The 25,664-nt window shown below is 64.9% G+C and carries 23 protein-coding genes; 18 read left to right on the top strand and 5 right to left on the bottom strand.

Going from position 1 to position 25,664, the window contains the following annotated elements:
* The first annotated feature begins 133 nt into the window (after positions 1 to 133).
* The gene (locus NCR35_RS17750; RefSeq protein ID WP_250535393.1) at positions 134 to 3,103 is read left to right on the top strand and encodes a putative bifunctional diguanylate cyclase/phosphodiesterase; all 2,970 of its coding nucleotides are present in this window, start codon (positions 134 to 136) and stop codon (positions 3,101 to 3,103) included.
* A 26-nt stretch (positions 3,104 to 3,129) separates the two neighbouring features.
* Here NCR35_RS17750 and NCR35_RS17745 read toward each other — a convergent pair whose 3' ends face one another.
* A complete protein-coding gene (locus NCR35_RS17745; RefSeq protein ID WP_250535392.1) occupies positions 3,130 to 3,339 on the bottom strand; it encodes a hypothetical protein in 210 nt (69 codons plus the stop codon).
* A gap of 213 nt (positions 3,340 to 3,552) precedes the next feature.
* Here NCR35_RS17745 and hutU point away from each other — a divergent pair, with 213 nt between their 5' ends.
* Positions 3,553 to 5,226 carry a urocanate hydratase gene (gene hutU / locus NCR35_RS17740; RefSeq protein WP_250535391.1) on the top strand — a complete coding sequence of 558 codons (1,674 nt, stop codon included), beginning with the start codon at positions 3,553 to 3,555 and terminating at the stop codon, positions 5,224 to 5,226.
* Positions 5,223 to 6,443: an imidazolonepropionase gene (hutI, locus tag NCR35_RS17735; protein ID WP_250535390.1), complete on the top strand. Its 1,221-nt coding sequence runs from the start codon at positions 5,223 to 5,225 to the stop codon at positions 6,441 to 6,443. The genes hutU and hutI overlap by 4 nt, the downstream gene beginning before the upstream one ends.
* A gap of 49 nt (positions 6,444 to 6,492) precedes the next feature.
* Here the strand turns inward: hutI and NCR35_RS17730 are convergent, their stop codons facing one another.
* The gene (locus tag NCR35_RS17730) at positions 6,493 to 6,747 is read right to left on the bottom strand and encodes a GlsB/YeaQ/YmgE family stress response membrane protein (RefSeq protein ID WP_244849956.1); all 255 of its coding nucleotides are present in this window, start codon (positions 6,745 to 6,747) and stop codon (positions 6,493 to 6,495) included.
* A 215-nt stretch (positions 6,748 to 6,962) separates the two neighbouring features.
* On the opposite strand from NCR35_RS17730, the gene NCR35_RS17725 reads away from it, so the two are divergent.
* Complete coding sequence (locus NCR35_RS17725) at positions 6,963 to 7,451, top strand: hypothetical protein (protein WP_250535389.1); 489 nt, start codon at positions 6,963 to 6,965, stop codon at positions 7,449 to 7,451.
* Between the two features lie 83 nt (positions 7,452 to 7,534).
* On the opposite strand, the gene NCR35_RS17720 is transcribed toward NCR35_RS17725, so the two are convergent.
* Entirely contained in the window at positions 7,535 to 9,358 is a 1,824-nt protein-coding gene (locus tag NCR35_RS17720; RefSeq protein ID WP_250535388.1) for an OmpA family protein, read from the bottom strand.
* A gap of 559 nt (positions 9,359 to 9,917) precedes the next feature.
* Here NCR35_RS17720 and NCR35_RS17715 point away from each other — a divergent pair.
* Complete coding sequence (locus NCR35_RS17715) at positions 9,918 to 10,214, top strand: YciI-like protein (protein WP_250535387.1); 297 nt, start codon at positions 9,918 to 9,920, stop codon at positions 10,212 to 10,214.
* 16 nt (positions 10,215 to 10,230) lie between these two features.
* Here the strand turns inward: NCR35_RS17715 and NCR35_RS17710 are convergent, their stop codons facing one another.
* Together NCR35_RS17710 and NCR35_RS17705 are read right to left on the bottom strand one after the other, a co-directional pair.
* Entirely contained in the window at positions 10,231 to 11,199 is a 969-nt protein-coding gene (locus NCR35_RS17710; RefSeq protein ID WP_244849960.1) for a LysR family transcriptional regulator, read from the bottom strand.
* A 156-nt stretch (positions 11,200 to 11,355) separates the two neighbouring features.
* Positions 11,356 to 12,621 (bottom strand): mechanosensitive ion channel family protein, encoded by a 1,266-nt coding sequence (locus NCR35_RS17705; protein ID WP_250535386.1) that lies wholly within the window; start codon positions 12,619 to 12,621, stop codon positions 11,356 to 11,358.
* A 178-nt stretch (positions 12,622 to 12,799) separates the two neighbouring features.
* Between NCR35_RS17705 and NCR35_RS17700 the strand changes: the two genes are divergently transcribed.
* From NCR35_RS17700 to hutC, 13 genes are all read left to right on the top strand, one after another.
* Positions 12,800 to 13,792, top strand: coding sequence for a MurR/RpiR family transcriptional regulator (locus NCR35_RS17700; RefSeq protein ID WP_250535385.1), 993 nt, complete (start codon positions 12,800 to 12,802; stop codon positions 13,790 to 13,792).
* Positions 13,789 to 14,775, top strand: a complete 987-nt coding sequence (locus NCR35_RS17695; protein ID WP_250535384.1) for an isoaspartyl peptidase/L-asparaginase family protein — start codon at positions 13,789 to 13,791, stop codon at positions 14,773 to 14,775. Before NCR35_RS17700 ends, NCR35_RS17695 begins: the two co-directional genes overlap by 4 nt.
* The gene (locus NCR35_RS17690) at positions 14,772 to 16,673 is read left to right on the top strand and encodes a dipeptide ABC transporter ATP-binding protein (protein WP_250535383.1); all 1,902 of its coding nucleotides are present in this window, start codon (positions 14,772 to 14,774) and stop codon (positions 16,671 to 16,673) included. The genes NCR35_RS17695 and NCR35_RS17690 overlap by 4 nt, the downstream gene beginning before the upstream one ends.
* A 62-nt stretch (positions 16,674 to 16,735) precedes the next feature.
* A complete protein-coding gene (gene gsiB / locus NCR35_RS17685; protein WP_250535382.1) occupies positions 16,736 to 18,301 on the top strand; it encodes a glutathione ABC transporter substrate-binding protein GsiB in 1,566 nt (521 codons plus the stop codon).
* 9 nt (positions 18,302 to 18,310) lie between these two features.
* The gene (gene gsiC, locus NCR35_RS17680) at positions 18,311 to 19,231 is read left to right on the top strand and encodes a glutathione ABC transporter permease GsiC (protein ID WP_175941194.1); all 921 of its coding nucleotides are present in this window, start codon (positions 18,311 to 18,313) and stop codon (positions 19,229 to 19,231) included.
* A gap of 7 nt (positions 19,232 to 19,238) precedes the next feature.
* On the top strand, positions 19,239 to 20,129 hold the full coding sequence (gsiD, locus tag NCR35_RS17675; protein WP_250535381.1) for a glutathione ABC transporter permease GsiD: 891 nt from the start codon (positions 19,239 to 19,241) through the stop codon (positions 20,127 to 20,129).
* Positions 20,126 to 21,151: a DmpA family aminopeptidase gene (locus NCR35_RS17670; protein ID WP_250535380.1), complete on the top strand. Its 1,026-nt coding sequence runs from the start codon at positions 20,126 to 20,128 to the stop codon at positions 21,149 to 21,151. Before gsiD ends, NCR35_RS17670 begins: the two co-directional genes overlap by 4 nt.
* Positions 21,148 to 21,972, top strand: a complete 825-nt coding sequence (locus NCR35_RS17665; protein WP_250535379.1) for a M55 family metallopeptidase — start codon at positions 21,148 to 21,150, stop codon at positions 21,970 to 21,972. Before NCR35_RS17670 ends, NCR35_RS17665 begins: the two co-directional genes overlap by 4 nt.
* A 71-nt stretch (positions 21,973 to 22,043) precedes the next feature.
* Positions 22,044 to 22,262: a hypothetical protein gene (locus tag NCR35_RS17660; protein WP_250535378.1), complete on the top strand. Its 219-nt coding sequence runs from the start codon at positions 22,044 to 22,046 to the stop codon at positions 22,260 to 22,262.
* A gap of 43 nt (positions 22,263 to 22,305) precedes the next feature.
* A complete protein-coding gene (gene crcB, locus NCR35_RS17655; RefSeq protein WP_250535377.1) occupies positions 22,306 to 22,683 on the top strand; it encodes a fluoride efflux transporter CrcB in 378 nt (125 codons plus the stop codon).
* A gap of 134 nt (positions 22,684 to 22,817) precedes the next feature.
* On the top strand, positions 22,818 to 23,291 hold the full coding sequence (locus NCR35_RS17650) for a GNAT family N-acetyltransferase (RefSeq protein ID WP_250535376.1): 474 nt from the start codon (positions 22,818 to 22,820) through the stop codon (positions 23,289 to 23,291).
* 132 nt (positions 23,292 to 23,423) lie between these two features.
* Positions 23,424 to 24,971, top strand: coding sequence for a histidine ammonia-lyase (gene hutH / locus NCR35_RS17645; RefSeq protein WP_250535375.1), 1,548 nt, complete (start codon positions 23,424 to 23,426; stop codon positions 24,969 to 24,971).
* Positions 24,968 to 25,663 carry a histidine utilization transcriptional repressor HutC gene (hutC, locus tag NCR35_RS17640; protein ID WP_250535374.1) on the top strand — a complete coding sequence of 232 codons (696 nt, stop codon included), beginning with the start codon at positions 24,968 to 24,970 and terminating at the stop codon, positions 25,661 to 25,663. Before hutH ends, hutC begins: the two co-directional genes overlap by 4 nt.
* Position 25,664 lies beyond the last annotated feature (1 nt).

Below are 25,664 nucleotides of genomic sequence, written 5' to 3'. Positions count from 1 at the left end.
AAGGTAAAAAGCAATTAACCGGACCCCGGCGCGGTCCGGTTGGCCAAAAGGCAGCGGTGACGGCGTGCCGTCCCGCTGTTCGCCAATGTCGGCGCGACGGGGCGCTGGCGGCGTGAACGGGGGTTGTCCAGGTATGGCGTCGGTTATTCCAGCTTCCTTATCGAGATTCAAACGAAGCGGCTCGTGGATCGACGACGCGCTGTACGCGGTCGCCGTCTACGCGGTGCCGCTTCTCATCGCGATCGGCACCATCGCCACGCTTTATTTCCTGCCGCGCCAGTACGAATCGCGCGGGGCCATTGCGCTGCCGCTGCGCGTCGTGGCGGACGAAGGCGAGCAGTTGCGACCCGCCGAGGCGCTCGCTGCGCTGAGCGGCGCGGCGCCTGTTCAGCGTTACAGCACCCATCTTTCCGAGAAGCCCGTCTGGTTCACGTTCACTGCGCCCCCGATGGGCGGCGAGTTGTCGACCACGGTGGAATTGCCTTCGCGTCATGCGCAAACGCTTGCCTGCTGGGACGCAGCGACGTTGCTTCCGCTCGGCCGCGCGGACCGCGATTCGGCGAGCGGGGCGATGCATCCGGTGAAGGCCGGCTTCTTCATTCAGGCGGGGCGCCTCACGCAACCCGAGACGATCCTTTGCCGCGGCACCTATTCCGGTCCGGCGCAGGTCACCGCGCTCGCATGGAAATGGCAGGGCCTGCGCAGTTCCGCGCTGGACTTTCAGGAAAGCTCCGGTCTGATCGCAGGCGGCCTCTTGACGCTCGCCGTGTTCGTGTTCGTCACGGCTCTCATCAACCGCGAGTGGACGTACGTCATCTTCGCGGTATGGCTCGTCGGCAATCTCCGGCTGTGCGCGAACGCCATGGGCTGGGACATGCAGTGGCTCGGCCGCGTGCTGCCGTCGGAATTCATGATGCCGCTGCGGCAGATTACGTTCGCCGCCTACTATCTGCTGACCGCCGCGCTCTTTGCGCAGCTGTTCCGTCGCGAGCTTCGCGTGGTCGGTTATCGGTGGCTGCTGCGGGTCATTCAGTACGTGGGCATCGTGCTGCTCGCCGCGGCGCTTGCGCTGCCTTATTCGCTCTTCATCCCGACGCTGTGGGTCATCGCGGGATTCGGCATCTGCGTGCTGGTGTTCTTCCTCGTGCGCCTCGTGTGGATGGCGCGTTCGCGGACCGTGCTGTGGTATGTCGCGTCGCTTGCCATTGTGCTCTTCGCCACCTTCTCCGAGGTGCTCGGCGCCGCGTTCGGCGTGAAGCTGCTCCTGAGCGGGGTCAACACGGTCATGGCCGCGCTGTCGTCGAGCATGATGGCCGCGTTCGCCATCGCCGAACAAATGCGTGCGGAGCGCGACATCCGCCGGCAGGCGCAGATGGAATTGCGCAATACCTATGAGGTGACGCCCATCGGGCTTTTCACGCTCGACGAGAAGGGTCACTTCGTCCGCACGAATCCCGCGTTGCGCGCCATGCTGGATTTGCAAAAAGGCGAGTACAAGCTGCGTCACTGGCACGACTACTTCGAACCCGGCGCGTGGGGCGCGTTGCAGGCGCTTGCATCGAAGGGCAGCGACGGCGAACTCGAAATGAGCGGTTCGGTGGAGCGCGGCACCGGCGAGCGCCGCTACTTGCTGAAGGCCATACGCTCGAACGGCTGGATAGAAGGTTCACTGCAGGACACGACCGAACGTTCGAAAGCGGTCGAGCGCCTGCGCTTTCTCGCCGAGCATGACCCGCTCACCGGCTCGCTGAACCGCCGCGGCGTCGAGAAAGCCATCGCTGCGCAGAACGAGGAATCGCTGCCGTGGGCGCTCGCGTATGTGGATCTCGACCGCTTCAAGCTCGTCAACGACCTCTTCGGACACCGAAGCGGCGACGAAGTCTTGCGGCAAGTCGCCGCGCGCACGCGGGCGCATTTTGCGCGCAGCTATCCGGTCGGCCGCATCGGCGGCGACGAGTTCGTATGCGTGATGAACGACACGTCGATCGAAGACGCCATCGCGCAATGCCGCGAACTCATCTCCATTCTGAGCGACGCGCCGTATCAGGTCGGCAATCGCGCGTTTCAGGTGAAGGCGTCGATCGGGCTCGTGGAATGTTCGCAGGGCGTGCGCGTGCAGGACGCGCTCTCCCACGCCGACCGCGCGTGCCGCGAAGCCAAGAAGGTCGCGCACACGCATCTGGTTACGTATCGCAAGGGCGCGGCGGCGTTCGAGGAACGCGCGGAGGAGTTGAAGCTCGTCGAAACGCTCGGCCGCAATCGCCTGCCGCCCGGCCTCTTTCTCGTGATGCAGCCGATCATGTCGCTGCGCGCGCCGAACGAGTCGCTGAACTTCGAAGTGCTGCTGCGCATGCGCGCGCCCGACGGGACAACGCTGCCGGCGGGCAAGGTCATTGTGGCGGCGGAGGAATCGGGCAATATCGCGGCGATCGACCGCTGGGTGATTTCGACGCTGCTCGAATGGATCGAGACCCACCGCCACGAACTAAAGAACACGCAGTTTATCTGCGTGAACCTGTCCGGCGGCTCGCTCAACGACGAGCAGTTCATGGAGGACATCTTCGCGCTCTTTGCGCGGCACCCGTCGGTTGTCCAGTATCTGTGCCTCGAGATTACCGAGAGCGTCGCGCTGCACGACCTCGAAAACACGCAGCGTTTCATTGCGCGGGTTCACGAAATGGGCGGCAAGATCGCGCTCGACGATTTCGGCGCGGGTTATACGTCGTTCAAATACCTGAAGTCGCTTTCGGCGGATGCGCTCAAGATCGACGGCGAATTCGTGCGCTCGATGTGCGAGCATCCGGCGGATATCGCAATCGTCGAGGCGATCGTCGCGCTGGCGCGCAATCTCGGCATGCGAAGCGTGGCGGAGTGGGTCGAAGACATCGATACGCTGCGCGCATTGCAGGAAATCGGCGTCGATTACGTGCAGGGCTTTCTGGTCGCGCGGCCGCAGGACAGTTCGGCCATTCTCGCGGCACGCTCGGCGGCGAGTTTCGTCAAGGACCCGGAGGTCGTCAGCTTCGTGCAGTGTCTGTCGGAGCCGGCGCAGGCCATTGCCATCGACTCCGAGCGGCGCACGCGCGCCGCGAGCACGCACTGATAATCGGCGCGTTTTCGGCGGCCGGCTCAGGCCGCTTTCATCTCACTCAGAATCTTTTCCGCCGCAATGGGAATGCGCGTGTCGTTCCATTGCGCCAGCCATTGCAGTTCCTTTCGCGTGAAATAGCCGGCGTGATTTCGGAGCGCATATTGGAGCGCATCGACGACGTGATCGCGGATGATTTGCGGCGCATTATCGTCCGTGACGATTGCGTGAAAAGCTTCGAGTGTGCTCATGTCGTTTGTCTCGATCGAGGCATTTGAGGAAGGCGTTCAACATAACCGGCCAAAAAACGCGGACGAAATAGCCGGCGCGTCAGTTAGCGCTTCCTGTCTATACAAGAAAGGCAAGAAATACTGCGGTCTGATCCGGGAATTCCCTAATACAACGCAAGTTGTATATACAAGAACATGCGGTGAACCACTCAATGCCCATGCGCAGGAGCCACCGTGACGTCTTCCTCCCGTTTCCGCGATACCGAGATCCGCGCGCCGCGCGGTAGCCAACTCAACGCCAAAAGCTGGCTGACCGAAGCGCCGCTGCGCATGCTGATGAACAATCTGGACCCGGACGTCGCCGAGAATCCGAACGAACTCGTGGTCTATGGCGGCATCGGGCGGGCGGCGCGCGACTGGGCCTGCTACGACAAGATCGTCGAGACGCTCAAGCGCCTGGAATCCGATGAAACGCTGCTGATCCAGTCGGGCAAGCCGGTCGGCGTCTTCCGCACGCACGCAAACGCGCCGCGCGTGCTCATCGCCAATTCGAATCTCGTGCCGCACTGGGCGAACTGGGAGCACTTCAACGCGCTCGACGCGAAAGGTCTCGCCATGTACGGCCAGATGACGGCGGGAAGCTGGATCTATATCGGCAGCCAGGGCATCGTGCAGGGCACGTACGAGACGTTCGTCGAAGCGGGACGGCAACATTACGGCGGCAACCTCAAAGGTCGCTGGGTGCTCACGGCGGGCTTGGGCGGCATGGGCGGCGCGCAGCCGCTCGCCGCGACGCTTGCGGGCGCGTGCTCGCTGAATATCGAATGCCAGCAGAGCCGCATCGACTTCCGTCTGAAGACGCGCTACGTCGATGAGCAAGCCAGCGATCTCGACGATGCCCTCGCGCGCATCGGCCGCTACACGTCGGAGGGCCGCGCGGTGTCGGTCGCATTGTGCGCGAATGCCGCCGACGTGCTGCCGGAGCTCGTGCGGCGCGGCGTGCGACCGGACCTCGTCACGGATCAGACGAGCGCGCACGATCCGCTGAACGGCTATCTGCCGCGAGGCTGGACGTGGACGCAATACCGCGACCGTGCGCAGAGCGATCCGGCGGCGACCGTGAAGGCCGCGAAGCAGTCGATGGCCGAGCACGTGCGCGCGATGCTCGCGTTCCGTGAACAGGGCGTGCCGACGTTCGACTACGGCAACAACATCCGCCAGATGGCGAAGGAAGAAGGTGTCGAGAACGCGTTCGACTTTCCCGGCTTCGTGCCCGCGTATATCCGGCCGCTTTTCTGCCGCGGCGTCGGGCCGTTCCGCTGGGCCGCGCTCTCGGGCGATCCCGAGGACATCTACAAGACGGACGCCAAGGTCAAGGAACTGATCGCCGACGACGCGCATCTGCATCGCTGGCTCGACATGGCGCGCGAGCGCATCCGCTTTCAGGGCTTGCCGGCGCGCATTTGCTGGGTCGGGCTCGGCCAGCGCGCGAAGCTCGGCCTCGCGTTCAACGAAATGGTGCGTAACGGCGAGTTGTCGGCGCCGGTTGTGATCGGGCGAGATCATCTGGATTCGGGATCGGTCGCGAGTCCCAATCGCGAAACGGAAGCGATGAAGGACGGCTCCGACGCCGTCTCCGACTGGCCGCTGCTCAATGCGCTGCTGAACACGGCAAGCGGCGCGACGTGGGTGTCGATTCACCACGGCGGCGGCGTCGGCATGGGCTTCTCGCAGCACGCAGGCGTCGTGATCGTGTGCGACGGCAGCCGCGAAGCCGACGAGCGTATCGCGCGGGTGCTGCACAACGATCCGGCGACCGGCGTCATGCGCCACGCGGACGCGGGCTACGACATCGCCATCGAATGCGCGCGCGAGAAGAATCTCGATCTGCCGATGATTGCGCGATGAGCACGCTCTGGCATCACTGTCACGCGGCAACGATGACGGGCGGCAAGTATTCGACCATCGAGGACGCCGCGATTTTGACGGACGGCGGGCGCATCGAGTGGATCGGGCCGCTTGCCGATGCGCCGCGCGGTACCGGCTGCGAGCGGGTGGACCTCGGCGGCGCGTGGGTGACGCCCGGGCTGATCGATTGCCATACGCACCTCGTCTTCGGCGGTGACCGGAGCGGCGAATTCGAGGCGCGTCTCGAAGGCGCGACGTACGCGGAAATCGCGGCGCGCGGCGGCGGCATCGCGAGCACCGTGCGCGCGACGCGCGAAGCCAGCGAAGACGCGCTGTTCGACGCGGCCCGCTCTCGCGCGCTGGCCCTGATGCGCGACGGCGTGACGACCATCGAAGTGAAATCCGGCTATGGCCTCGACCTGGCGAACGAACGCAAGATGCTGCGCGTCGCGCGGCGTCTCGCCGGCGCGTTGCCGCTCACGGTGCGCGCGACGTGCCTCGCGGCGCATGCGTTGCCGCCCGAATACGCGGGCCGCGCGGACGACTACATCGGCTACGTCTGCGAAACCATGCTGCCGGCGCTCGTCGACGAAGATCTCGTCGATGCCGTCGATGCTTTTTGCGAGCATCTCGCCTTTTCGCCGCAGCAAGTGGAGCGCGTATTCCGCACGGCGCGCGGCCTCGGCGTGCCGGTCAAGCTGCACGCGGAGCAGTTGTCGTCGCTGCGCGGCGCGACGCTGGCGGCGCGCTACGAGGCGTTATCGGCGGACCATCTCGAATACATGACGGAGGACGACGCTATCGCGATGGCGCACGCCGGAACCGTTGCCGTGCTGCTGCCCGGCGCGTTTTACATGCTGCGCGAAACACAAGTCCCGCCCGTCGACGCGCTGCGGCGGCACGGCGTGCCAATCGCGCTGGCGAGTGATTTGAATCCGGGCACGTCGCCGGCGCTGTCGCTGCGCATGATGTTGAACATGGGTTGCACGCTATTCCGTCTGACGCCGGAAGAAGCGCTCGCGGGTGTCACGATCCACGCTGCGCAGGCACTCGGCTTGAAGGAAACGCATGGCTCGCTGGAGGCGGGAAAGGCGGCCGATTTCGTGGCTTGGCGCATCGACCGGCCTGCGGAACTCGCGTACTGGCTGGGCGGCGCGCTGCCGAATCGGGTGGTGCGCAACGGCGAGGAAATCGCCTTCGATACACGCGCCGGATAAGACGACGCCCCGACGATTCCGACGGGGCGTGGTCTTGCGTGCAGGTTGGCTAGGCGCGGCGTCCGCGCACCATCCCGTAGATGACAAGCAGAATAATCGCGCCGATGACCGAGGCGATCCACCCGGCAGGCTGTCCCGGCTGATACCAGCCGAGCGCCCGGCCCACATAGCCCGCGATCAGCGATCCGGCAATGCCGAGCACGATGGTCATGATCCAGCCCATGCTGTCGTTGCCCGGCTTGATGGCGCGGGCGATCAGACCGACGACCAGTCCAACGATCAAGGTACCGATGAATGCAAGCATGCGGTTGCTCCTTCACGTGATTGCTGCGTGTTAGCAGATAGGGTCCGGGCGTCGCCCGGTCCTTCAACGTAGCACGACCGGTCGCGTTTGAGTATGGCCGCGCCGGCCGTGGACGGCATAGGCCGTTCGGCTAATGCGGGTAGCACACGGGATGCCACGCAGTACAGCAGGTAGAATTCGTTGCATTGCTTCACGCACAGACACTGCACTGCACGATGGCCGACTCCGCACTCCATTCCACCGACGAGCCGCTTCACGAAGACCGCCTTTGGCGCGACGACGGCTGGACCGCCCGCGTGATCAAGAACGAAGACGACGACGGCTGGGCCGTCGAGATGATTCAGGCGGGCGAGGCGGAACCGGCGCTCGTCGGTCCGTGGACGATGGGCCGCGACAAGAAGAACCCCAAGCCGCTGGATGCCGCCGCGTTTCGCACGCTCGTGAAGACGGCTTCAGAGGTGCTGCGCCGCCATGAGCAACAGCGTCACGCCATGCTGCACAAGAACGTCACCCTCGACGTGCGCGGCGAGGAAATCACGGTCACGCTCGATATCGTTCCCGATGACGACGACCCGTACGCCGACTTGAAGGCCATCGATGCGTTCGGCGCGCAACTGGCGCACGTACGCGTCTCGCCGGCGTTCAAGCTGAACAAGGCGAGCGCGGAGCGGTGGGCCGAGAACGACTTCGCGAAACCGAATTGAGCGGCTCGCGCGCTGGCTGCGAAAAACAAAATGCCGTCACGCGAACGTGACGGCATTCTTCTGTGCTGCAGGGCAGGCAACGCTTACTTGACGACGAACTCGATTCGGCGGTTCGCGAATCGTCCGCTGGCGGTCGCGTTGTCGGCAACGGGATTCGCGTCGCCGTAGCCCGTCGCGGTGAGCGACTGCGGCGGCACGCCGTTCTTCACGAGAAACGCGCGGACAGCCTGCGCACGTTCTTTCGACATTTCCAGCTTCGCGGGCGGCGCGCCTACGCCGTCCGAATAGCCCGCGATTTCGAGGTTCACCATCGAACCCTTCGCCGCGCAATTCTTGAGCAGTTGCGCCGTTTCGCCGAGCGTCGCGGCCGCGCCTTCCGGCACCGTCGCGCTCGAACGGCCGAAGTTGACCACCTGCAGGTCGAGCACCGCCGTGAGTTTCGGTCCGGAGCAGGCCTCGTCAGTGGCCAGCAGGGTCTTCATCGCGCTGCGGAACGATTGCGTGGCGTGCGCCACCGCGCTGTCCACGTCGAACGAGCTGACCTGGAACATGCCGCCGAGCGAGTTCTTCAGGCGTTCGGTCCAGCCGAGCTTGGCGTCCGCCGCGGCGCCGCTCAACTCGACCTTGGAACCGACGACCTTCGCCTCCGCGCCCGGCACCGCCATTAACGGCGTCAATTCCTTGAGCCGGCCGAGCCACGGGGCCGGAGGCGTACCCGGCGCCACCGTCACTTCGGCGCTGTAGCCTTGTCCGAAGCGATGCTCCAGCGCCGCAATCAGTTGCTGCTTTTCAGCGTCCGAGCCGACCGTCGCCTGAACGGAAGGGACGCCCGCTTCGCTGACGGAAAACACCATCTGCGCGTCCTTCGCTGCCGCGACCGGCGTGCTGGCTGCTGCGTCGCTCGCCGCGCCGGAACTGGCGGCGGATTCGGAAGCGGAAGCGGCGTTGGCGGTCGACGCCGCGTCCACCGGAGCGGTGGCCTGCGAAGCGGGCTGCGCGACCGTCGCAACGGGCGTCGTTGCCGCGTTCGAACTCAGATCGACGTTCGGGTTGTGAGTGAAACCGCGGTAATACACGAGCGCGAGAATCGCGGCGAGCACCGCGAAAAGCAGCCATACCGCCTTATTGGAGCGCTTCGGCGCCGGCTTGCGCACCGGCGCGCGCAGCGGCGCGGACATCGTCGGCGGCGGCGCCACGGGCGGCGCGGGCGGAGCGGGCGGCGCCACCACAGGCGGCGTGTTCCGCGCCGGCGCGGGCGAAGCGTAGCTCGCGGAGCCGGCTGTGGGCACGGGAGGCTCATCGGCGATATCCAGCGTCGATCCGACCGCGTCGAGCCGCGCACCGATGCTGCTCACGAAGCCATCCACGTTGCCCACGCCGATTGCGCTCGCCGCGTTATGCGTGAGCGATGCGCGCATCTCGCCGATCTGGTCGCGCAGCAAGCCCGGCAACTGCGACAGGTTCGCCTGCGAGAGCAGGAAGTGATGCTTGAGAATGCCGAACATGATGGCCGACAACATGCCCGCGAGCGCGGAGGTGGCCTGCACGGGTACGCCGGTCTCGGCCGACACTGCGTCGGTCAGCGCGTCGATGCGCTGGCCCGTGGCGCGCGAAGCGAGCAGATGGCCCGACGCCTCCAGATGCTTCAGGCCGGCGGTCGTCGTGATGACGTTTCGCAACTGCTCGGCCACGAAGGCGTTCGCTTCGGGCGACATGATGACGGAATACACGGCACGCGCGCCATCGGCGAGCGCCGACCGGTCCATCACCGAGGCCACGAGCCCCGGCGCGGTACGCGCGGCCAGTTGCTGCACGATCTGCGCAGGAATGCCGAACTTCTGCGATAACTGTTCCGCAATCTCGCTGGAGATCGCGGTGTTGACCGCCTGAACCAGATTGATACTCATCGACTGCCTATCCTTTTACTATGACGCCGAGCGCGGGCGCAATGACGTGCGCATTCTATATGTGCAGGTATCCTGAAAAGACGGCGGGATATTTCTTTACATATGTGCCGCACGCACGCCACTCCATTAAAGAAGGCGATTGCAGCGCTTGACAGTTCGTTTTCAGCGAGAACGCGCGGACGAATCCGAAAAGATGCGTGCAAGGCGCGCCTTCACGACTCCGAACCATGACGGCTTCGCGGCGGGCGTTTCAAGATTGCGCGCAGCGACGGCGAGCAGCGACAAGACGGATTGAGCGTGGATCAATCTGCGATACGATGCGTCGAGCGGCGAGGTCCACGCGCAAGAGCGGCAATCGTGCTTCGCGCAGGTGTTGCAGGGAGGTTGATCGCGATACATGGGAGGGTCCTGATTCGAGTACCCGCGCATCATGTGCCATCTTGTAACGATTGACGATCAGACGGTTCTGATTGAGTCTTAAAATTGCCCGCAAACGGGGCAGAAAAGCATCGGATAGCCGTTCGGGCTATGACACGACTTCGAGAAAGGAGACATGCTTATGCACTATCTGCTGATTTATCACCTGTGCGCGGACTATCTGGACCGCCGCGCGCAGTTTCGGGATGCGCATCTGAAGCTGGCGTGGGAAGCGGTCGAACGCGGGGAGATCGTGCTGGCGGGCGCGCTGGACGCGCCGGCGGATCGGGCGATGCTGCTGTTTCAGGGTGACTCGCCCGCCGCCGCCGAAGCGTTCGCGCGCAACGATCCGTATGTGACGAACAAACTGGTCGAACGCTGGGAAGTGCGCAAATGGAACACAGTGGTGGGCGAGGACGCGGCCACGCCCGTTCGCTAGACCGAAGGCGGCGGGCTCAGGCGTCCGCCGTTTCCTCCGGCCGACGCCGTGCCGCGCGATACAGGCTCGTGAGCGTGTCGTCCATCTGTTGCGAGCGCTCGAACAATTCCGCGAGCCAGTCGACGAAAACGGAAACGCGCGGCGTCGCCTGCCTGCTTTTCAGGAACGCGACCGACACCTTGAGCGGCGGCGATTTCCATTGCGGCAACACTTCCCGCAGTTGGCCGGAGCGCAGATACGGCTGCGCCGCGATGGAAAGCGGCTGAATCAGGCCGAGCCCTTCGAGCCCGCACGCGAGGTACGCGTGCTCGTCGGCGACCTGCACGAAGCCGCGCATGCTCACGGTGAACGGCTTGCCGTCCACGTCGAATTCGAAGTCCGCCGGGCGGCCGCTTTTCTCGGGGACACAGTTCACCGCGACGTGCTGCGCGAGTTCGTCGAGGGTCGCGGGCGTGCCGTGCTTCTCCAGATAGGCGGGGCTCGCGCAGGTCACCTGTTCGAGCATGCCGAGCCGCCGCGCGATCAAGCCCGAATCGGGCAATTCGCCCAGCTGAATGCTGCAATCGACGCCTTCGCCGACGAGATCCACGTTGCGAATGCCGATGCCGATCGACAGTTCGATTTGCGGATAACGTGCATGAAACTCCGGCAGCGCGGGGACGACGATGGAGGTTGCGACCGTATCCGGCATCTCGACGCGCAGCCGTCCGCGCAGCCGTTCTTCGCCCGCGCCGAAGCCGGATTCGAGTTCGTCGATGTCGGCGAGAATCTGCGCGCACCGTTCGTAGTAGGCGGCGCCGTCGACGGTCAGGTTCAGGCGCCGCGTCGTGCGTGCAAGCAGTTGCACGCCGACGAGCGCTTCGAGTTGTTGCACGGTCGTCGAGACGCTTGCACGCGGCATGCCGAGCGATTCGGCGGCGCGCGTGAAGCTGTTCGTATCGACGACACGCGTAAAGACACGCATGGCATGGACGCGATCGATCACGGTGAGTTTTCCTTGTTCGCGATGGATGGCGATGCGCGGGCGGCAATCCGGACGGCGCATCGGCGAATGGTCACATCGTAAGGACCGGCGCGCGATGCGTGAATACACAAAACTGGACGATTCTTGCCTGATTCTTCCGGCAGAAAACTCGGAGGCTCAGAGCGTCGGCATTTCGCCGCGCAGACGCCCGGCGACGCCGGCGAAGTCGGTGCCCGAGGGCGCCTGATAGAGCCGCAGGCCCATCTCGGGCAGGATCGCGAGGAGATGATCGAACACGTCGCCCTGAATGCGCTCGTATTGCGTCCACGCGGTCGTCGCGGTGAAACAATAGACCTCGACCGGAATGCCTTCCGATTCCGGCTCCATCATGCGAACCATGATCGCCAGGTCCTGCCGTATCTCCGGATGATGCTTCAGGTACGCGAGCCCGTACTCGCGGAACGTGCCGATGTTCGTGAGCCGCCGCCGGTTCGCAGGCTCCGCCGCGAGTTCGCCGAGGTTGCGGTTCGCCTGTTCGACTTCCGTCTGCTTTTGCAGCAGATAATCGTGCAACAGACGAAAGCGCATCATGCGTTGCGTCTCGTCATCGGTGAGAAAGCGCACGCATTGCGCGTCGATCCGCATGGATCGCTTGATGCGCCGCGCGCCCGATTCGAACATGTGCCGATAGTTGCGATAGCTCTCCGAAAAGAGCTTGTACGTGGGCACAGTCGTGATCGTGTTGTCCCAGTTCTGGACCTTCACCGTATGCAGTGCGATGTCCTTCACCGCGCCGTCGGCCAGCGCTTGCGGCATCTCGATCCAGTCGCCGATGCGCAGCATGTCGTTCGACGTGAGCTGCGTGCTCGCCACCAGCGATAGCAGCGTGTCCTTGAAGACGAGCAACAGCACGGCGGAGAGCGCGCCGAGCCCGGAGAGCATCCAGAGCGGCGAACGGTCGATGAGAATGGACAGCACCAGCACGAAGCAGATCAGCGCGAGCGCGAGCTTGCCGATCTGAATGTAGCCCTTGATCGAGCGCGTCTGCGCTTCCTTGCTCGCGGCGTAGACGTCCTGCCACGCCGAGAGCGCGCTCCCCGTCGCGAGGAACACGCACACCCATGCCGCGCCGTGCGCGACGCGTGCCACGGCCGTCGCCCAGTGTCCGATATGCGGGACTTCGCCGATGCCGAGCGCGACGACCGCGAACGGCGCCGCATACCAGAGCCGGTGATACGCGCGATGCCGGATGAACGCCTGATCCCACGCCGCATGACCGGCCAGCACCAGAAGCCGATGCGCGATCCGGAGCAGCACGCGCGCGATGACCCATTGCGCGAACTCGGCGATGACCAAGAGAGCGGCGAGCCCGAGCAGCAGTTGCGCCCAGGGCTGCGTCGGAAGATGTCGTGAAAGCGTGTCTGGAAGCCAGTCGAGATTCATGCGTGGATCACGGCCAAGGAAGTGATGCGTCCCGTATTGTGCATGAACATGCAAGGGCCGATCGACGGGCGAATGCGCCTTATCGAAAACCCCAGTCCGATGAAAATGAATTTTTTTTGGCGTCGGTTTTGGGTAAACATACTTTCATCACCACTTCCGAGCAGCCTGCCGCCCTCGTATGTCCCGCCGCCCACCGGCCGTTTCGCCCGCGAATGCCGACGAGCTGATTTCGACGCGCATCGCCGCCGCCATGCCGATGCTCACGCCGATTCATCAGCGCATGGGCGCGTTCGTGCTGGCGAATCTGTTCCGCTCGGCGACCATGCGCATCGACGAACTGGCGGACGCCGTCGGCGCCTCGATCGCGACGGCGAACCGCTTCGCGCGGGCGCTCGGTTTCTCGGGCTATCCCGCATTCCGCGAGGCGCTCGTTCGCGGCTTCGAGGCGACCATCGCGCCGGTCGAACGTCTGCGCTCGTCGCTCGAATCGCCGGCGAGCGGCGCCGAAGTCTTCGAATCGTCGCTCGCGCAGGCAGCGGCCAACGTGCGTCTCGCGCAAAATTCGGTCGATGCCGCGAAGGCCGAAGCGCTCGTCGAGGCCGTCCTGAGCGCGCAGCGCGTGTTCGTACTCGGATACGGCGCTAGCGCGTTTCTTGCGGGTCTCATGGAACACGGCCTCACGCCGTACTGCGCGAACGTGCAGTCGCTCGCGCTTCACGGCGGGCCGTCGCATGCGGCGCGGCGGCTCTTCACCGCATCGCGCAACGACGTGCTCGTCGCCATTGCATTTCCGCGCTATGTCGACGACACCATCACGCTCGCACGGCAAGCGCGGCAGCGGGGCGTGCGCGTCGTGGCGCTCACGGACAGCGGCGCATCGCCGCTCGCGTGCATCGCGGACCTCGTACTGACGATCCGCGCCGAGCGCCGCCTTGCCGCCAATTGCGATACGGCGGTGCTTGCCGTCATCGAAGCACTGTGCGACGCAGTCGCGCATCGCGCGAAACGCTCGGTGGAAGCGGCATCGGGCCTGACCGAATTCGTGCTGCCGTGGCTCGTCGCGCCGCCGATGTTGAACGGCGCCGCGACCGTGCCGCCAGCTACGCCTGCGCGCGCGCCGCGTCGCGCATCCGCCAAACGACCCCCTCACACGGAGCCGCGCGAAACATGAGCGCCATTCCAGTCATCGCCATTCACGGCGGCGCGGGCACGATCCTGCGCTCGGCCATGAGCACCGACGCCGAAGCGCGCTACCACGCCGCGCTCGGCGACATTCTGCGCGCGGGCCAGCGCGTGCTCGCCGATGGCGGCAGCGCGCTCGATGCCGTGACCGAAGCCGTGCGCCTGCTCGAAGACTGTCCGCTCTTCAACGCGGGCCACGGCGCGGTGTTCACCGCAGCGGGCACGCACGAACTGGACGCGTCGATCATGGACGGCGCGACGCTCGACGCCGGCGCAATCAGTTGCGTCACGCGCGTGAAGAACCCCGTGCTCGCCGCGCGCCGCGTGCTCGACGTGAGCGAGCACGTGATGTTCACGGGTGCAGGCGCCGAGGCGTTCGCGCAGGCGCAAGGGCTGCAGTTCGTCGATCCGTCGTACTTTCATACCGATGCGCGCTATCAGCAATGGCTCAACGCGCGCGGCAAGTCCGGCACGCTGCTCGATCATGATGCGGCCACGCGAGCCGCGCAGCAGTCGCAGGAGAGCGGCGAGGACGACCCCATCGATCCTAAGAAGAAGTTCGGCACGGTCGGCGCAGTGGCGCTCGATGCACGCGGCCATCTCGCGGCGGCCACGTCCACGGGCGGCATGACCAACAAGCAGGCGGGCCGTGTCGGCGATGCGCCGTTGATCGGCGCGGGCTGCTATGCGAACGACGCGACGTGCGCGGTATCGACGACCGGCACGGGCGAAATGTTCATCCGCATGCTCGCGGCCTACGACGTCTCCGCGCAGATGGAATATCGCGGGCTGACGCTCGAGGCCGCTGCGGAAGACGTCGTGATGAAGAAGCTGCCGCGCATCGACGGACGCGGCGGTCTTATCGCCGTCGATGCGCACGGCAACGTCACGCTGCCGTTCAACACCGACGGCATGTATCGCGGGTTCGCGCGAGTCGGCGAACAGGCGGTCACGGCCATCTACCGCTCATGAGTGCGACGCCGACCCTACCGGACTCGCGCGTCATCGACGTGCGCGATCTGTCCGTTACATTCCGCTCGCGCTCGCGGACCGTGGAAGCGGTGCGCAACATCACGTTCAACGTGGATCGCGGCGAGACGCTCGCTATCGTCGGCGAATCGGGATCGGGCAAATCCGTGACGTCGCTGGCATTGATGCGGCTCGTCGAGCATGGCGGCGGCTCGATTGCATCGGGCAGCATCGCGTTTCGTCGGCGCAACGGACAGGTGCTCGACCTCGCGCGCGCGTCGTCGGCCACCATGCGCGGCGTGCGCGGCGCGGACATCGCGATGATCTTTCAGGAGCCGATGACATCGCTCAATCCGGTGTTCACGGTGGGCGACCAGATTGCCGAGGCCATCGCGCTGCATCAGAACAAGAGCCGCGCAGAGGCGCGCGCCGAAGCGTTGCGGCTGCTCGATCTCGTGCGCATTCCCGAAGCGCGCCGCGTATTCGCGCGTTATCCGCATCAGTTGTCGGGCGGCATGCGCCAGCGCGTGATGATCGCAATGGCGCTTTCCTGCAAGCCCGCGCTGCTGATTGCCGACGAACCGACCACCGCGCTCGATGTGACCATTCAGGCGCAGATTCTGCAACTCGTGCGCGGCTTGCAGGACGAGATGAACATGGCGGTGATCTTCATCACGCATGACATGGGCGTGGTGGCGGAAGTGGCGGACCGCGTTCTGGTGATGTATCGCGGCGAGAAAGTGGAAGAGGGCCGATCCGACGAACTGTTTCGGAGCCCGAAGCATGCCTACACGAAGGCATTGCTCGCTGCTGTGCCGACGCTCGGCGCAATGCGCGGCACCGACCGTCCCGCCAAGTTCCCGATTCTCGAAGTCGCTCCGGCAGACGTGGCTCCCGACGACGCAAGCGCGCTGCGGCCATCGGCGGCAGTGGAGCACGAAGTCCAACCCGCCGTCGATGAAACCAGTCAGCCGATTCTGCGCGTGCGCGATCTCGTCACGCGCTTTCCTGTGAGAAGCGGCATTTTCGGGCGCATGACTGCGGCGGTGCATGCCGTCGAACGCGTGAGCTTCGATCTGCGCCGCGGCGAAACGCTCGCGCTCGTCGGCGAATCGGGCTGCGGAAAATCGACGACCGGGCGCTCGCTGTTGCGCTTAGTGGAAAGCCAGAGCGGGTCGATCGAATTCGACGGACGCGACATCAGCGCGCTTCAAGGCCCCGAGCTGCAAGCATTGCGGCGTAACATCCAGTTCATTTTTCAGGACCCGTTCGCATCGCTGAACCCGCGTCTCACGGTCGGTTTTTCGGTGATGGAGCCGCTGCTCGTGCATGGTGTCGCGAGCGGCAAGGAAGCGCAGGCGCGCGTCGACTGGCTGCTGGAAAGAGTGGGCTTGCCGCCCGAAGCGGCGCAGCGTTATCCGCACGAGTTTTCAGGCGGGCAGCGCCAGCGCATTGCCATTGCTCGCGCGCTTGCGCTGAACCCGAAGGTCGTGATCGCCGACGAGTCCGTCTCCGCGCTCGACGTCTCCGTGCGCGCGCAGATCGTGAATCTGATGCTCGATTTGCAGCGCGAACTCGGCGTCGCCTACCTCTTCATTTCGCACGACATGGCGGTGGTGGAGCGCGTGAGCCATCGCGTCGCGGTGATGTACCTCGGGCAGATCGTCGAAATCGGGCCGCGCGCCGCGGTATTCGAAGCGCCGCGTCATCCGTACACGAGAAAGCTGATGAGCGCGGTGCCCGTGGCCGATCCCGGGCGCCGTCACGCGAAACGCATGCTGGCCGCCGACGAAATCCCGAGCCCCATTCGCAAGCTCGGCGACGAACCGGTGGTCGCAAAGCTCGTTGCTGTCGGGCCAGGCCATTACGTCGCCGAGCATCATGTCGGCGGCGCTTATTGATCGTTGAGCCGATACCGCACCCCATCGTTGTGAACCATAACGTCAAGCCAAGGAGCCTCACGATGCCGTCCTCTCGTCCTTCACCGTTGCGCGCGTTTCTAACCGCCGGTGCGTTCACCGGGCTCGCTGCATTCGCCGCGCTCGGTCCTGTGTCCGCGTACGCGCAAAGCACCGCTGTCATGGCGGTCGCCTCGACCTTCACGACGCTCGATCCGTACGATGCGAACGACACGCTCTCGCAGGCGGTCGCGAAGTCGTTCTATCAAGGGCTCTTCGGCTTCGACAAGGACATGAAGATTCAGCCCGTCCTCGCGACGAGCTACGAGGCGAGTCCCGACGCGAAGGTGTACACCATTCATCTGCGCCAGGGCGTGAAGTTCCACGACGGCACCGACTTCAATGGCGAAGCCGTGAAGGCCGTCTTCGACCGCGTGACCGATCCGGCGAACAAGCTCAAGCGTTACAACCTCTTCAACAAGATCGACAAGACCGAAGTGGTCGATCCGTACACGGTGAAGGTCACGCTCAAGATTCCGTTTTCGGCGTTCATCAACGTGCTTGCGCATCCGTCCGCAGTGATGATCTCGCCGACCGCCATCAAGAAGTACGGCAAGGAGATCGCGTTTCATCCGGTGGGCACGGGGCCGTTCGAATTCGTCGAGTGGAAACAGACCGACGACCTGAAGGTGAAGAAGTTCGCAGGCTACTGGAAGAAGGGCTATCCGAAGATCGACATGATCGACTGGAAGCCGGTTGTCGATAACAACACGCGCGCCGCGCTCATGCAAACGGGCGAAGCGGACTTTGCGTTCCAGGTGCCGTTCGAGCAGGCGGCCACGCTGAAGTCGAGCCCGAAGGTGGACTTGATCGCCGCGCCTTCCATCATTCAGCGCTACATCAGCATGAACATGCAGCAAAAGCCCTTCGACAATCCGAAGGTGCGCGAGGCGCTGAACTACGCGATCAACAAGGAAGCACTGGTCAAGGTCGCGTTCGCGGGCTATGCGGTGCCTGCCGAAGGCGTCGTGCCGCCGGGCGTCGACTACGCGACGAAGACCGGCCCGTGGAAGTACGATCCCGCGAAGGCGCGTGAACTGTTGAAGGAAGCGGGCTATCCGAACGGTTTCGAAACGACGCTGTGGTCCGGCTATAACCACACGACCGCGCAGAAGATCATCCAGTTCGTGCAGCAGCAGCTCGCGCAGGTGGGCGTGAAGGCGTCGGTGGAGGCGCTCGAAGCGGGGCAGCGCGTGCAGCGCGTCGACAGCGCGCCCGATCCCGCGACGGCTCCGGTGCGCATGTACTACATCGGCTGGTCGTCGTCGACGGGCGAAGCGGACTGGGCCATCTCGCCGCTGCTGTCGAGCGCATCGTTTCCGCCGAAGCTCGCGAATACCGCGTACTACAAGAACGATAGCGTCGACGCCGACCTGCAAAAGGCGCTCGCCACCACCGACCGCAACGAGAAGGCCGCGCTCTATGCCGATGCGCAAAAACGCATCTGGGCCGACGCGCCGTGGATCTTCCTCGTGACGGAGAAGGTCGTGTACGCGCGCAGCAAGCGTCTTTCCGGCGCGTATGTGATGCCGGACGGCTCGTTCAATTTCGACGAGATCGCCATCAAGTAAAGACCCGCGATGCTTAACTTCCTTGCCAAACGCCTGCTCGGGCTGCTGCCGACGCTCTTCATCGTCGCGGTGCTGGTGTTCATGTTCGTGCATCTGTTGCCGGGCGATCCCGCGCGGCTCGCAGCCGGGGCCGAAGCGGACGAAGCGACCGTTGCGCTCGTTCGCGCGGACCTCGGCCTCGACAAGCCGCTGCCGCAGCAACTCGCGAGCTTCTTCGGCAAGGTCGCGCACTTCGATTTCGGCAAATCGACGCGAAGCAAGCGCCCCGTGAGCACCGAAATCGCGGAGCGCTTCATGCCGACGCTGTGGCTCACGCTCGCCAGCATGGCGTGGGCCGTGGTGTTCGGCATGAGCATCGGCATCGTGTCGGCGGTATGGCGCAACCGGTGGCCCGACCGGCTCGGCATGACGCTTGCCGTCTCGGGCATCTCGTTTCCCGCGTTCGCGCTCGGCATGCTGCTGATGGAGATTTTCTCGGTGAAGCTCGGCTGGCTGCCTATCGTCGGCGATGGCACGTGGCAAAGCTACGTGCTGCCGTCGCTCACGCTCGGCGCGGCGGTGGCCGCCGTGATGGCGCGCTTTACGCGCGCTTCGTTCGTCGAAGTGCTCGGCGAAGACTTCGTGCGCACGGCACGCGCGAAGGGCGTGCACGAGCCGATCGTCATCGTGAAGCACTGCCTGCGCAACGCGATGATTCCCGTCGTCACCATGATGGGCCTGCAGTTCGGCTTCCTGCTCGGCGGTTCCATCGTGGTCGAGAAGGTGTTCAACTGGCCGGGCCTCGGACGCCTGCTCGTCGATGCCGTCGAGATGCGCGACTATCCGGTGATTCAGGCGGAAGTGCTGTTGTTCTCGCTGGAATTCATCGTCATCAATCTGGTGGTGGACGTGCTGTACGCGGTCATCAACCCGACTATTCGCTTCAAGTGAGGACGGCATGAGCGTAACCGTGCAAGCCGCACACGACGCGCAGCAGAACGTCCGCACGCCGTGGACCGAGTTCTGGCGCAAGTTCAGGCAGCAGCATGTCGCGATGGTCGCGGCGGTGTTCGTTTTGCTGCTGATAGTGATCGCGATCATCGCGCCGTATATCGCGCCTTATGACCCGGAGAACTACTTCGATTACGACGCGCTCAACGCGGGTCCGTCGGCTGCGCACTGGTTCGGCGTCGATTCGCTGGGGCGCGATATTCTCAGCCGCATACTCGTCGGCAGCCGCATTTCGCTAACGGCCGGTTTGCTGTCGGTCGTGATCGGCGCGGTGATCGGCACGTTCTTCGGCCTGCTCGCAGGCTATTACGAAGGATGGTGGGACCGCATCGTGATGCGCATCTCCGACGTGCTGTTCGCCTTTCCCGGCATTCTGCTCGCGATCGGCGTGGTCGCGATTCTCGGCAACGGCATGGTGAACGTGGTGTGCGCGGTCGCCATCTTCAGCATTCCGGCGTTTGCCCGGCTCGTGCGCGGCAACACGCTCGCGCTCAAGCATCTGACGTATATCGAAGCGGCGCGCAGCATCGGCGCGTCGGATTGGACGATCATCGTGCGACATATTCTGCCGGGCACGATTTCATCGGTGGTCGTGTACTTCACGATGCGCATCGGCACGTCGATCATCACGGCGGCGAGCCTCTCGTTTCTCGGCCTCGGCGCGCAGCCGCCGACGCCGGAGTGGGGCGCGATGCTCAACGAAGCGCGCGCCGACATGGCGATGGCGCCGCACGTCGCCATCTTCCCGAGCCTCGCGATCTTCCTCACGGTGCTCGCGTTCAATCTGCTCGGCGACGGTTTGCGCGATGCGCTCGATCCGAAGCTGGACCGGCCGTGAGGAAAGCACCGCATATCGGCACATTGCGAGCGGGCGCACGCGCGACGATAGCGGATGTCGCGGGCGTCACGGTGGGGCACTGCACGCTCGATGCCGGCGACGTGCAGACCGGCGTGACCGTGGTGCTCCCGCACGGCGGCGATCTGTATCGCGAGAAAGTGCCCGCCGCCGCGTGCGTGATCAATGGCTTCGGCAAGAGCGTCGGCCTCGTGCAAGTCGATGAACTCGGCGTGCTCGAAACACCGATTGCTATGACGAATACGTTCGCCGTCGGCGCCGTTGCAGCGGGGCAGATTCGTTCGGCGTGCGAAGTGGATACAGAGATAGGGCGAGAGTGGCCGAGCGTCAATCCGCTCGTCTTCGAGTGCAACGACGGCTATCTGAACGACTTGCAGGCGTTCGCCGTCGAAGAGTCGCACTACCGCGAAGCACTCGCCGGATGTGCGAAAGACTTCGCACGCGGCGCGGTCGGCGCGGGGCGTGGCATGTCGTGCTTCGAACTGAAAGGCGGCATCGGGTCGGCGTCGCGGATCGTCGATATCGGCGGGAACGCTTATGCTGTCGGCGCGCTCGTGCTCGCGAACTTCGGGCGCTTGCCGCAGCTCACGATAGCGGGCGAGCGCGTCGGCCTCGGGCTGCACGCGGCCGTGCAAAGCCGGATGAAGCCGGAGCAAGGCAGCATCATCATGCTGCTCGCAACCGACGCGCCTTTGGACTCGCGACAGTTGCGACGCATGGCAATGCGCGCCGCCGCTGGCCTCGCGCGCACGGGCTCGGTCTATGGCCATGGAAGCGGCGACATTGCGCTCGCGTTCTCGACGGCGTACACCGTGCCGCACCACGCCGCATTCGTCACGCTGCCGCCTCTGCTTCCCGACGCGCGGCTCGATCCGCTGTTTCAGGCGGCTGCCGACAGCATCGAACAAGCCATTCTCGATGCGCTCTTCAGCGCGGAGACCGTGACCGGCCGCAACGGGCATCGGCGGCTATCTCTCACGGACGCATTGAAACCGACGCCATGAAAGTGCTGATCTCGACGGACATCGAAGGCATCGCAGGGGTTTTTCATCCCGAGCAAACGCGGCCCGGCAACGCGGAGTACGAGCAGGCGCGACGCTGGATGACGCATGAAGCGAATGCGGCGGCCGAAGGTGCATTCGAAGGCGGCGCGTCTGAAGTATGGATCAACGATTCGCATGGCGGCTTTCGAAACTTAATGCCCGATGCATTCGATTCACGCGTGCGGCTCGTGCTCGGCAAGCCACGCACGCTAGGCATGATGGCGGGCCTCGAAGCATCGCCTGATCTGGTGTTCATGGTCGGCTATCACGCGCGGGCGCAAAGCCGCGGCATTCTCGCGCATACGATCAACAGCACGGCGTTCGCACGCGTGATGATCGACGGCGAAGAGGCCGGCGAGGCGGCGCTCTATGGCCGGCTCGCGGAAGAACGCGGCGCTCGCGTGGCGCTGCTGACCGGCGATGACGTCTTCGGCGCCGAGACCTTGCCCTTGTTCGCAGGCGCGCGCTTCGTCTGCGTGAAATCGGCGCACGGCTATTCCAGCGGCGTCACGCAAACGCCTGCTGCGGCGTGTGAAGCGATCCGTCGCGCGGCGCAAGAGGTCGTCGAAGGCGCGGCGCACGAGCGCTTAGGCACGCGCCAAGGACCTTCGACACGACACTGCGAACTGCGTGTTCAGACGAGCGCGCTCGCCGATCTTTTCTGCCAGTGGCCGTCGCTCGAACGCATCGACGCGGTGACGCTCGCCTTCGATGCGCCCAGCGCCGAGCATGTCGTTCGCACGCTCAATTGCCTTTCGGCAATGTCGTTTATGTCGCGGTGAGGGCCGGAAGTATCGTTAGAATGGAGCCCTTGAGCAGGCACGCTCCATTCAATGCCCGGCAGGCGAAGTTCATGCACGACGTCAGGCTCGCACACAACGACGACACCACGCTGGATCCCGCCGATCCCATGCTTGTCATGCGCGGATCGCTGTTCATCGACGGCCACGAAGCCGGCTGCTGGGAAGCCCGGCGCGACGGCACGTGGACGGCGCATCTGCGGCACGGCCAGGGCTGGATCGTCGAGCCGAGCCGCGCCGCACTGATCGAACGGCTGGCTCGCGGGGCATGACGTCGGTCCGCCCGCTCTTTCATCAAGATAACTGAACAACTACATGTACCTGTCGATCATCGCGGTGGGACTCGGCGGCGGCCTCGGCTCGCTGCTTCGCTGGGCGCTCGGCCTGCGCCTGAACGCCATCTTTCCGAACCTGCCGCTCGGCACGTTCGCGGCCAATGTCATCGCGGGCTACATCATCGGCGTGGCGGTTGCGTTCTTTGCTCGTATGCCGGACCTCTCAGTCGAGTGGCGGCTTTTCGTCATTACCGGGCTGATGGGCGGCTTGTCCACGTTCTCGACGTTCTCGGCGGAAGTCGTCGCGCATCTTCAGCAGGGGCGGCTCGGCTGGGCGCTGGCGGAAATCGCGATCCACGTCGGGGCGTCGCTCCTGATGACCGCGCTCGGCATCGCAACGGTGGCTGTCGCGAGCTAATCGGCGATACGTTGGCGACACCTTTTGGCTTTTATCCCGCGTCCGTTTCCTACAATTCTTCCCGCGTTCAGACGCCCGACACTTGGCCGCGCTTTCGGCGGCTCGATTTTTATCGCAATACAGAAGGTGAAGACATGCCCGAGTTCCCGCTAATCGAAATCAGACCGTACCGGGCGAGTGATCTCGACGGCGTGATCGACCTGTTTCTCCGTTCGGTGCGCGAGACCGCATCGGCGGATTACAACCAAAAGCAGATCGACGTCTGGGCGCAGGCCGATCCCGACGAATGGGCGCTTGCCCGCGCGAGCCGTCCGACGTGGGTCGCGTTCAGCGGCGGCCAGCTTGCCGGATTCGCCGATCTGGAGCGCAACGGCCTGATCGACATGATGTTCGTCCACCCGGAGCACCAGCGCAAAGGCGTGGCGACCGCGCTGCTCGCGCGCATCGAGGCCGAGGCGGACGAGGCGGGCATGCAGGTGCTGCACACCTACGCGAGCGCGACGGGCCGTCCGTTCTTCGAATATTGCGGGTTCACGATGCTGCTGGCACGCGCGGTCGTCGTGCGCGGACAGCGGTTCGTGCAGTTCGTGATGGAGAAAGTGCTGTGAGCATCGCGCGTTCTGTATAGACAAGCGCCGCCTATATCCGCTGTTCGAGCTAAGGGGAATCCCGGAAAGCCTCTTGTTTCGCCGTTTGTGCCCGTTTAGACTGGCGTCTGACTTGTATAGACAGGATGAAACATGATTACGCTGACGCCCGGAAAACTCACGCTGCCGCAACTGCGCCGCATCGCGCGCGGCTCCGATTCTCTGCGGCTCGATCCCGCGAGCTTCGACGCCATCGACGCCAGCGCGCGCGCGGTCGCGGCCATCGCCGCGAAGGGCGATCCGGCGTATGGCATCAACACGGGCTTCGGGCGGCTCGCGAACACGCATATTCCCGCTGACCAGCTGGAGCTTTTGCAGCGCAATCTCGTGCTGTCGCACGCGGTCGGCGTGGGCGAGCCAATGTCGCGCCCGGTCGTGCGGCTGCTCATGGCGCTCAAGCTGTCGAGCCTCGGGCGCGGCCATTCGGGCATTCGCCGCGAAGTGATCGACGCGCTCATCACGCTGTTCAACGCGGACGTGCTGCCGATCATCCCGGTCAAGGGGTCGGTCGGCGCATCCGGCGATCTTTCACCGCTCGCGCATATGTCGACGGTGCTGCTCGGCATCGGCGAAGTCACCATTCGCGGCGAACGCGCGAGCGCGCTCGACGGTCTCGCGGTCGCGGGCCTGAAGCCGCTGACGCTGCAGGCCAAGGAAGGGCTCGCGCTGCTCAACGGCACGCAGGCATCGGCGGCGCTGGCGCTGTACCACCTGTTCGCCATCGAAGATTTGTTCCGCACCGGACTCGTGGCAGGCGCGCTGTCGGTGGATGCGGCCGCGGGCTCGGTGGTGCCGTTCGATGCGCGCATCCATGAATTGCGCGGGCATCGCGGGCAGATCGACGCGGCGGCGGCGTATCGCGCGCTGCTCGCCGGCTCGGGCATCAATCTGTCGCACGCGGACTGCGAGAAGGTGCAGGACCCGTACAGCCTGCGCTGCCAGCCGCAAGTGATGGGCGCGTGCCTCGACCAGATGCGCCACGCCGCCGATGTGCTTCTGATCGAAGCAAACGCGGTCTCCGACAACCCGCTGATCTTTCCCGACACCGGCGAAGTGCTGTCGGGCGGCAATTTCCACGCTGAACCGGTTGCTTTCGCCGCCGATAATCTCGCGCTCGCCGCCGCTGAAATCGGCGCGCTGGCCGAGCGGCGCATCGCGCTCTTGATCGACGCCACGCTTTCCGGCCTGCCGCCGTTCCTCGTGCGCGACGGCGGCGTGAACTCCGGCTTCATGATCGCGCACGTGACGGCGGCGGCGCTCGCCTCCGAGAACAAGACGCTCGCGCATCCCGCTTCGGTCGATTCGTTGCCCACGTCGGCGAATCAGGAAGACCACGTTTCCATGGCCACGTTCGCGGCCCGCAAGCTCGGCGATATCGCGAGCAACACGGCCAACATTCTCGCCATCGAACTGCTGGCGGCGGCGCAGGGCGTCGATCTGCGCGCGCCGCACAAGACGAGCGCGCCGCTCATCGAGGTGATGAACACGCTGCGCGCGCACGTGCCGCATTACGACCTCGACCGCTACTTCGCGCCGGATATCGCGGCCATCGCCAGGCTCGTCGAGCAGGGCGCCATCGCGCGGCACAGCCCGTTCGCGTTTGCATCCGAAGCCGCTGAGAAAGCGGAAGCGAGCGCATGAACACGCCCGCGTATCAGGAGATCAAGGACTATATCCTGCAGCGCATTCACATCGGCGAGTGGCGCGAGGGCGATCAGGTGCCGTCCGAGAACGAGCTGGCGCGCGAGTTCAAGGTCGCGCGCATGACCGTGAACCGGGCGCTGCGCGAACTGACGGCCGAACAGGTGCTGACGCGCGTACAGGGCGCGGGAACCTTCGTCGCGCAGCCGAAGTACGCGTCGACGCTCGTCGAAATTCGCAGCATTTCCGATGAAATCGCTGCGCGCGGTCATGCGTATCGCGCGCAGGTGCTGCATCTGGGCGCATCCATCGTGGACGAGGCGCTCGCCGGCGAGATGCAGCTCGCGCTCGGCAGCCCGGTGTTTCATTCGCGCGTGCTGCACTTCGAGAACGACGAGCCGGTGCAACTCGAAGAACGTTACGTCAACCCGGCGCTCGCGCCGGAGTACGCGCGGCAGGATTTCACGACGATCACGCCGAACCAGTACCTGATGATCGCCGCGCCGCTGCAGCGCGTGGAGTACCGGATCGAGGCATCCGTGCCGTCGCCCGAAATCCGCGCGGCGCTCGCAATGGGCGAGTACGAGCCTTGTCTCTTGCTGCATCGGCGCACGTGGTCGCGGGATGCCGTCGCATCGGTCGCGAATCTCTGGCATCCCGGCGACCGTTATCAATTCACCGGGCACTTCTGAC

The organism is Caballeronia sp. AZ10_KS36 (assembly GCF_023631105.1).
Classification (GTDB): Bacteria; Pseudomonadota; Gammaproteobacteria; order Burkholderiales; family Burkholderiaceae; genus Caballeronia.
This window is presented reverse-complemented; position numbering and strand designations above follow the sequence as displayed.

What these genes read in the sequence shown, in the direction of transcription:
- NCR35_RS17750 (WP_250535393.1), top strand. Translation starts at nt 134, where the DNA reads ATGGCGTCGGTTATTCCAGCTTCCTTATCGAGATTCAAACGAAGCGGC.
- NCR35_RS17745 (WP_250535392.1), bottom strand. Translation starts at nt 3,339, where the DNA reads ATGAGCACACTCGAAGCTTTTCACGCAATCGTCACGGACGATAATGCG.
- hutI (WP_250535390.1), top strand. Translation starts at nt 5,223, where the DNA reads ATGAGCACGCTCTGGCATCACTGTCACGCGGCAACGATGACGGGCGGC.
- NCR35_RS17730 (WP_244849956.1), bottom strand. Translation starts at nt 6,747, where the DNA reads ATGCTTGCATTCATCGGTACCTTGATCGTTGGACTGGTCGTCGGTCTG.
- NCR35_RS17725 (WP_250535389.1), top strand. Translation starts at nt 6,963, where the DNA reads ATGGCCGACTCCGCACTCCATTCCACCGACGAGCCGCTTCACGAAGAC.
- NCR35_RS17720 (WP_250535388.1), bottom strand. Translation starts at nt 9,358, where the DNA reads ATGAGTATCAATCTGGTTCAGGCGGTCAACACCGCGATCTCCAGCGAG.
- NCR35_RS17715 (WP_250535387.1), top strand. Translation starts at nt 9,918, where the DNA reads ATGCACTATCTGCTGATTTATCACCTGTGCGCGGACTATCTGGACCGC.
- NCR35_RS17705 (WP_250535386.1), bottom strand. Translation starts at nt 12,621, where the DNA reads ATGAATCTCGACTGGCTTCCAGACACGCTTTCACGACATCTTCCGACG.
- NCR35_RS17700 (WP_250535385.1), top strand. Translation starts at nt 12,800, where the DNA reads ATGTCCCGCCGCCCACCGGCCGTTTCGCCCGCGAATGCCGACGAGCTG.
- NCR35_RS17695 (WP_250535384.1), top strand. Translation starts at nt 13,789, where the DNA reads ATGAGCGCCATTCCAGTCATCGCCATTCACGGCGGCGCGGGCACGATC.
- NCR35_RS17690 (WP_250535383.1), top strand. Translation starts at nt 14,772, where the DNA reads ATGAGTGCGACGCCGACCCTACCGGACTCGCGCGTCATCGACGTGCGC.
- gsiB (WP_250535382.1), top strand. Translation starts at nt 16,736, where the DNA reads ATGCCGTCCTCTCGTCCTTCACCGTTGCGCGCGTTTCTAACCGCCGGT.
- gsiC (WP_175941194.1), top strand. Translation starts at nt 18,311, where the DNA reads ATGCTTAACTTCCTTGCCAAACGCCTGCTCGGGCTGCTGCCGACGCTC.
- gsiD (WP_250535381.1), top strand. Translation starts at nt 19,239, where the DNA reads ATGAGCGTAACCGTGCAAGCCGCACACGACGCGCAGCAGAACGTCCGC.
- NCR35_RS17665 (WP_250535379.1), top strand. Translation starts at nt 21,148, where the DNA reads ATGAAAGTGCTGATCTCGACGGACATCGAAGGCATCGCAGGGGTTTTT.
- NCR35_RS17660 (WP_250535378.1), top strand. Translation starts at nt 22,044, where the DNA reads ATGCACGACGTCAGGCTCGCACACAACGACGACACCACGCTGGATCCC.
- crcB (WP_250535377.1), top strand. Translation starts at nt 22,306, where the DNA reads ATGTACCTGTCGATCATCGCGGTGGGACTCGGCGGCGGCCTCGGCTCG.
- NCR35_RS17650 (WP_250535376.1), top strand. Translation starts at nt 22,818, where the DNA reads ATGCCCGAGTTCCCGCTAATCGAAATCAGACCGTACCGGGCGAGTGAT.
- hutH (WP_250535375.1), top strand. Translation starts at nt 23,424, where the DNA reads ATGATTACGCTGACGCCCGGAAAACTCACGCTGCCGCAACTGCGCCGC.
- hutC (WP_250535374.1), top strand. Translation starts at nt 24,968, where the DNA reads ATGAACACGCCCGCGTATCAGGAGATCAAGGACTATATCCTGCAGCGC.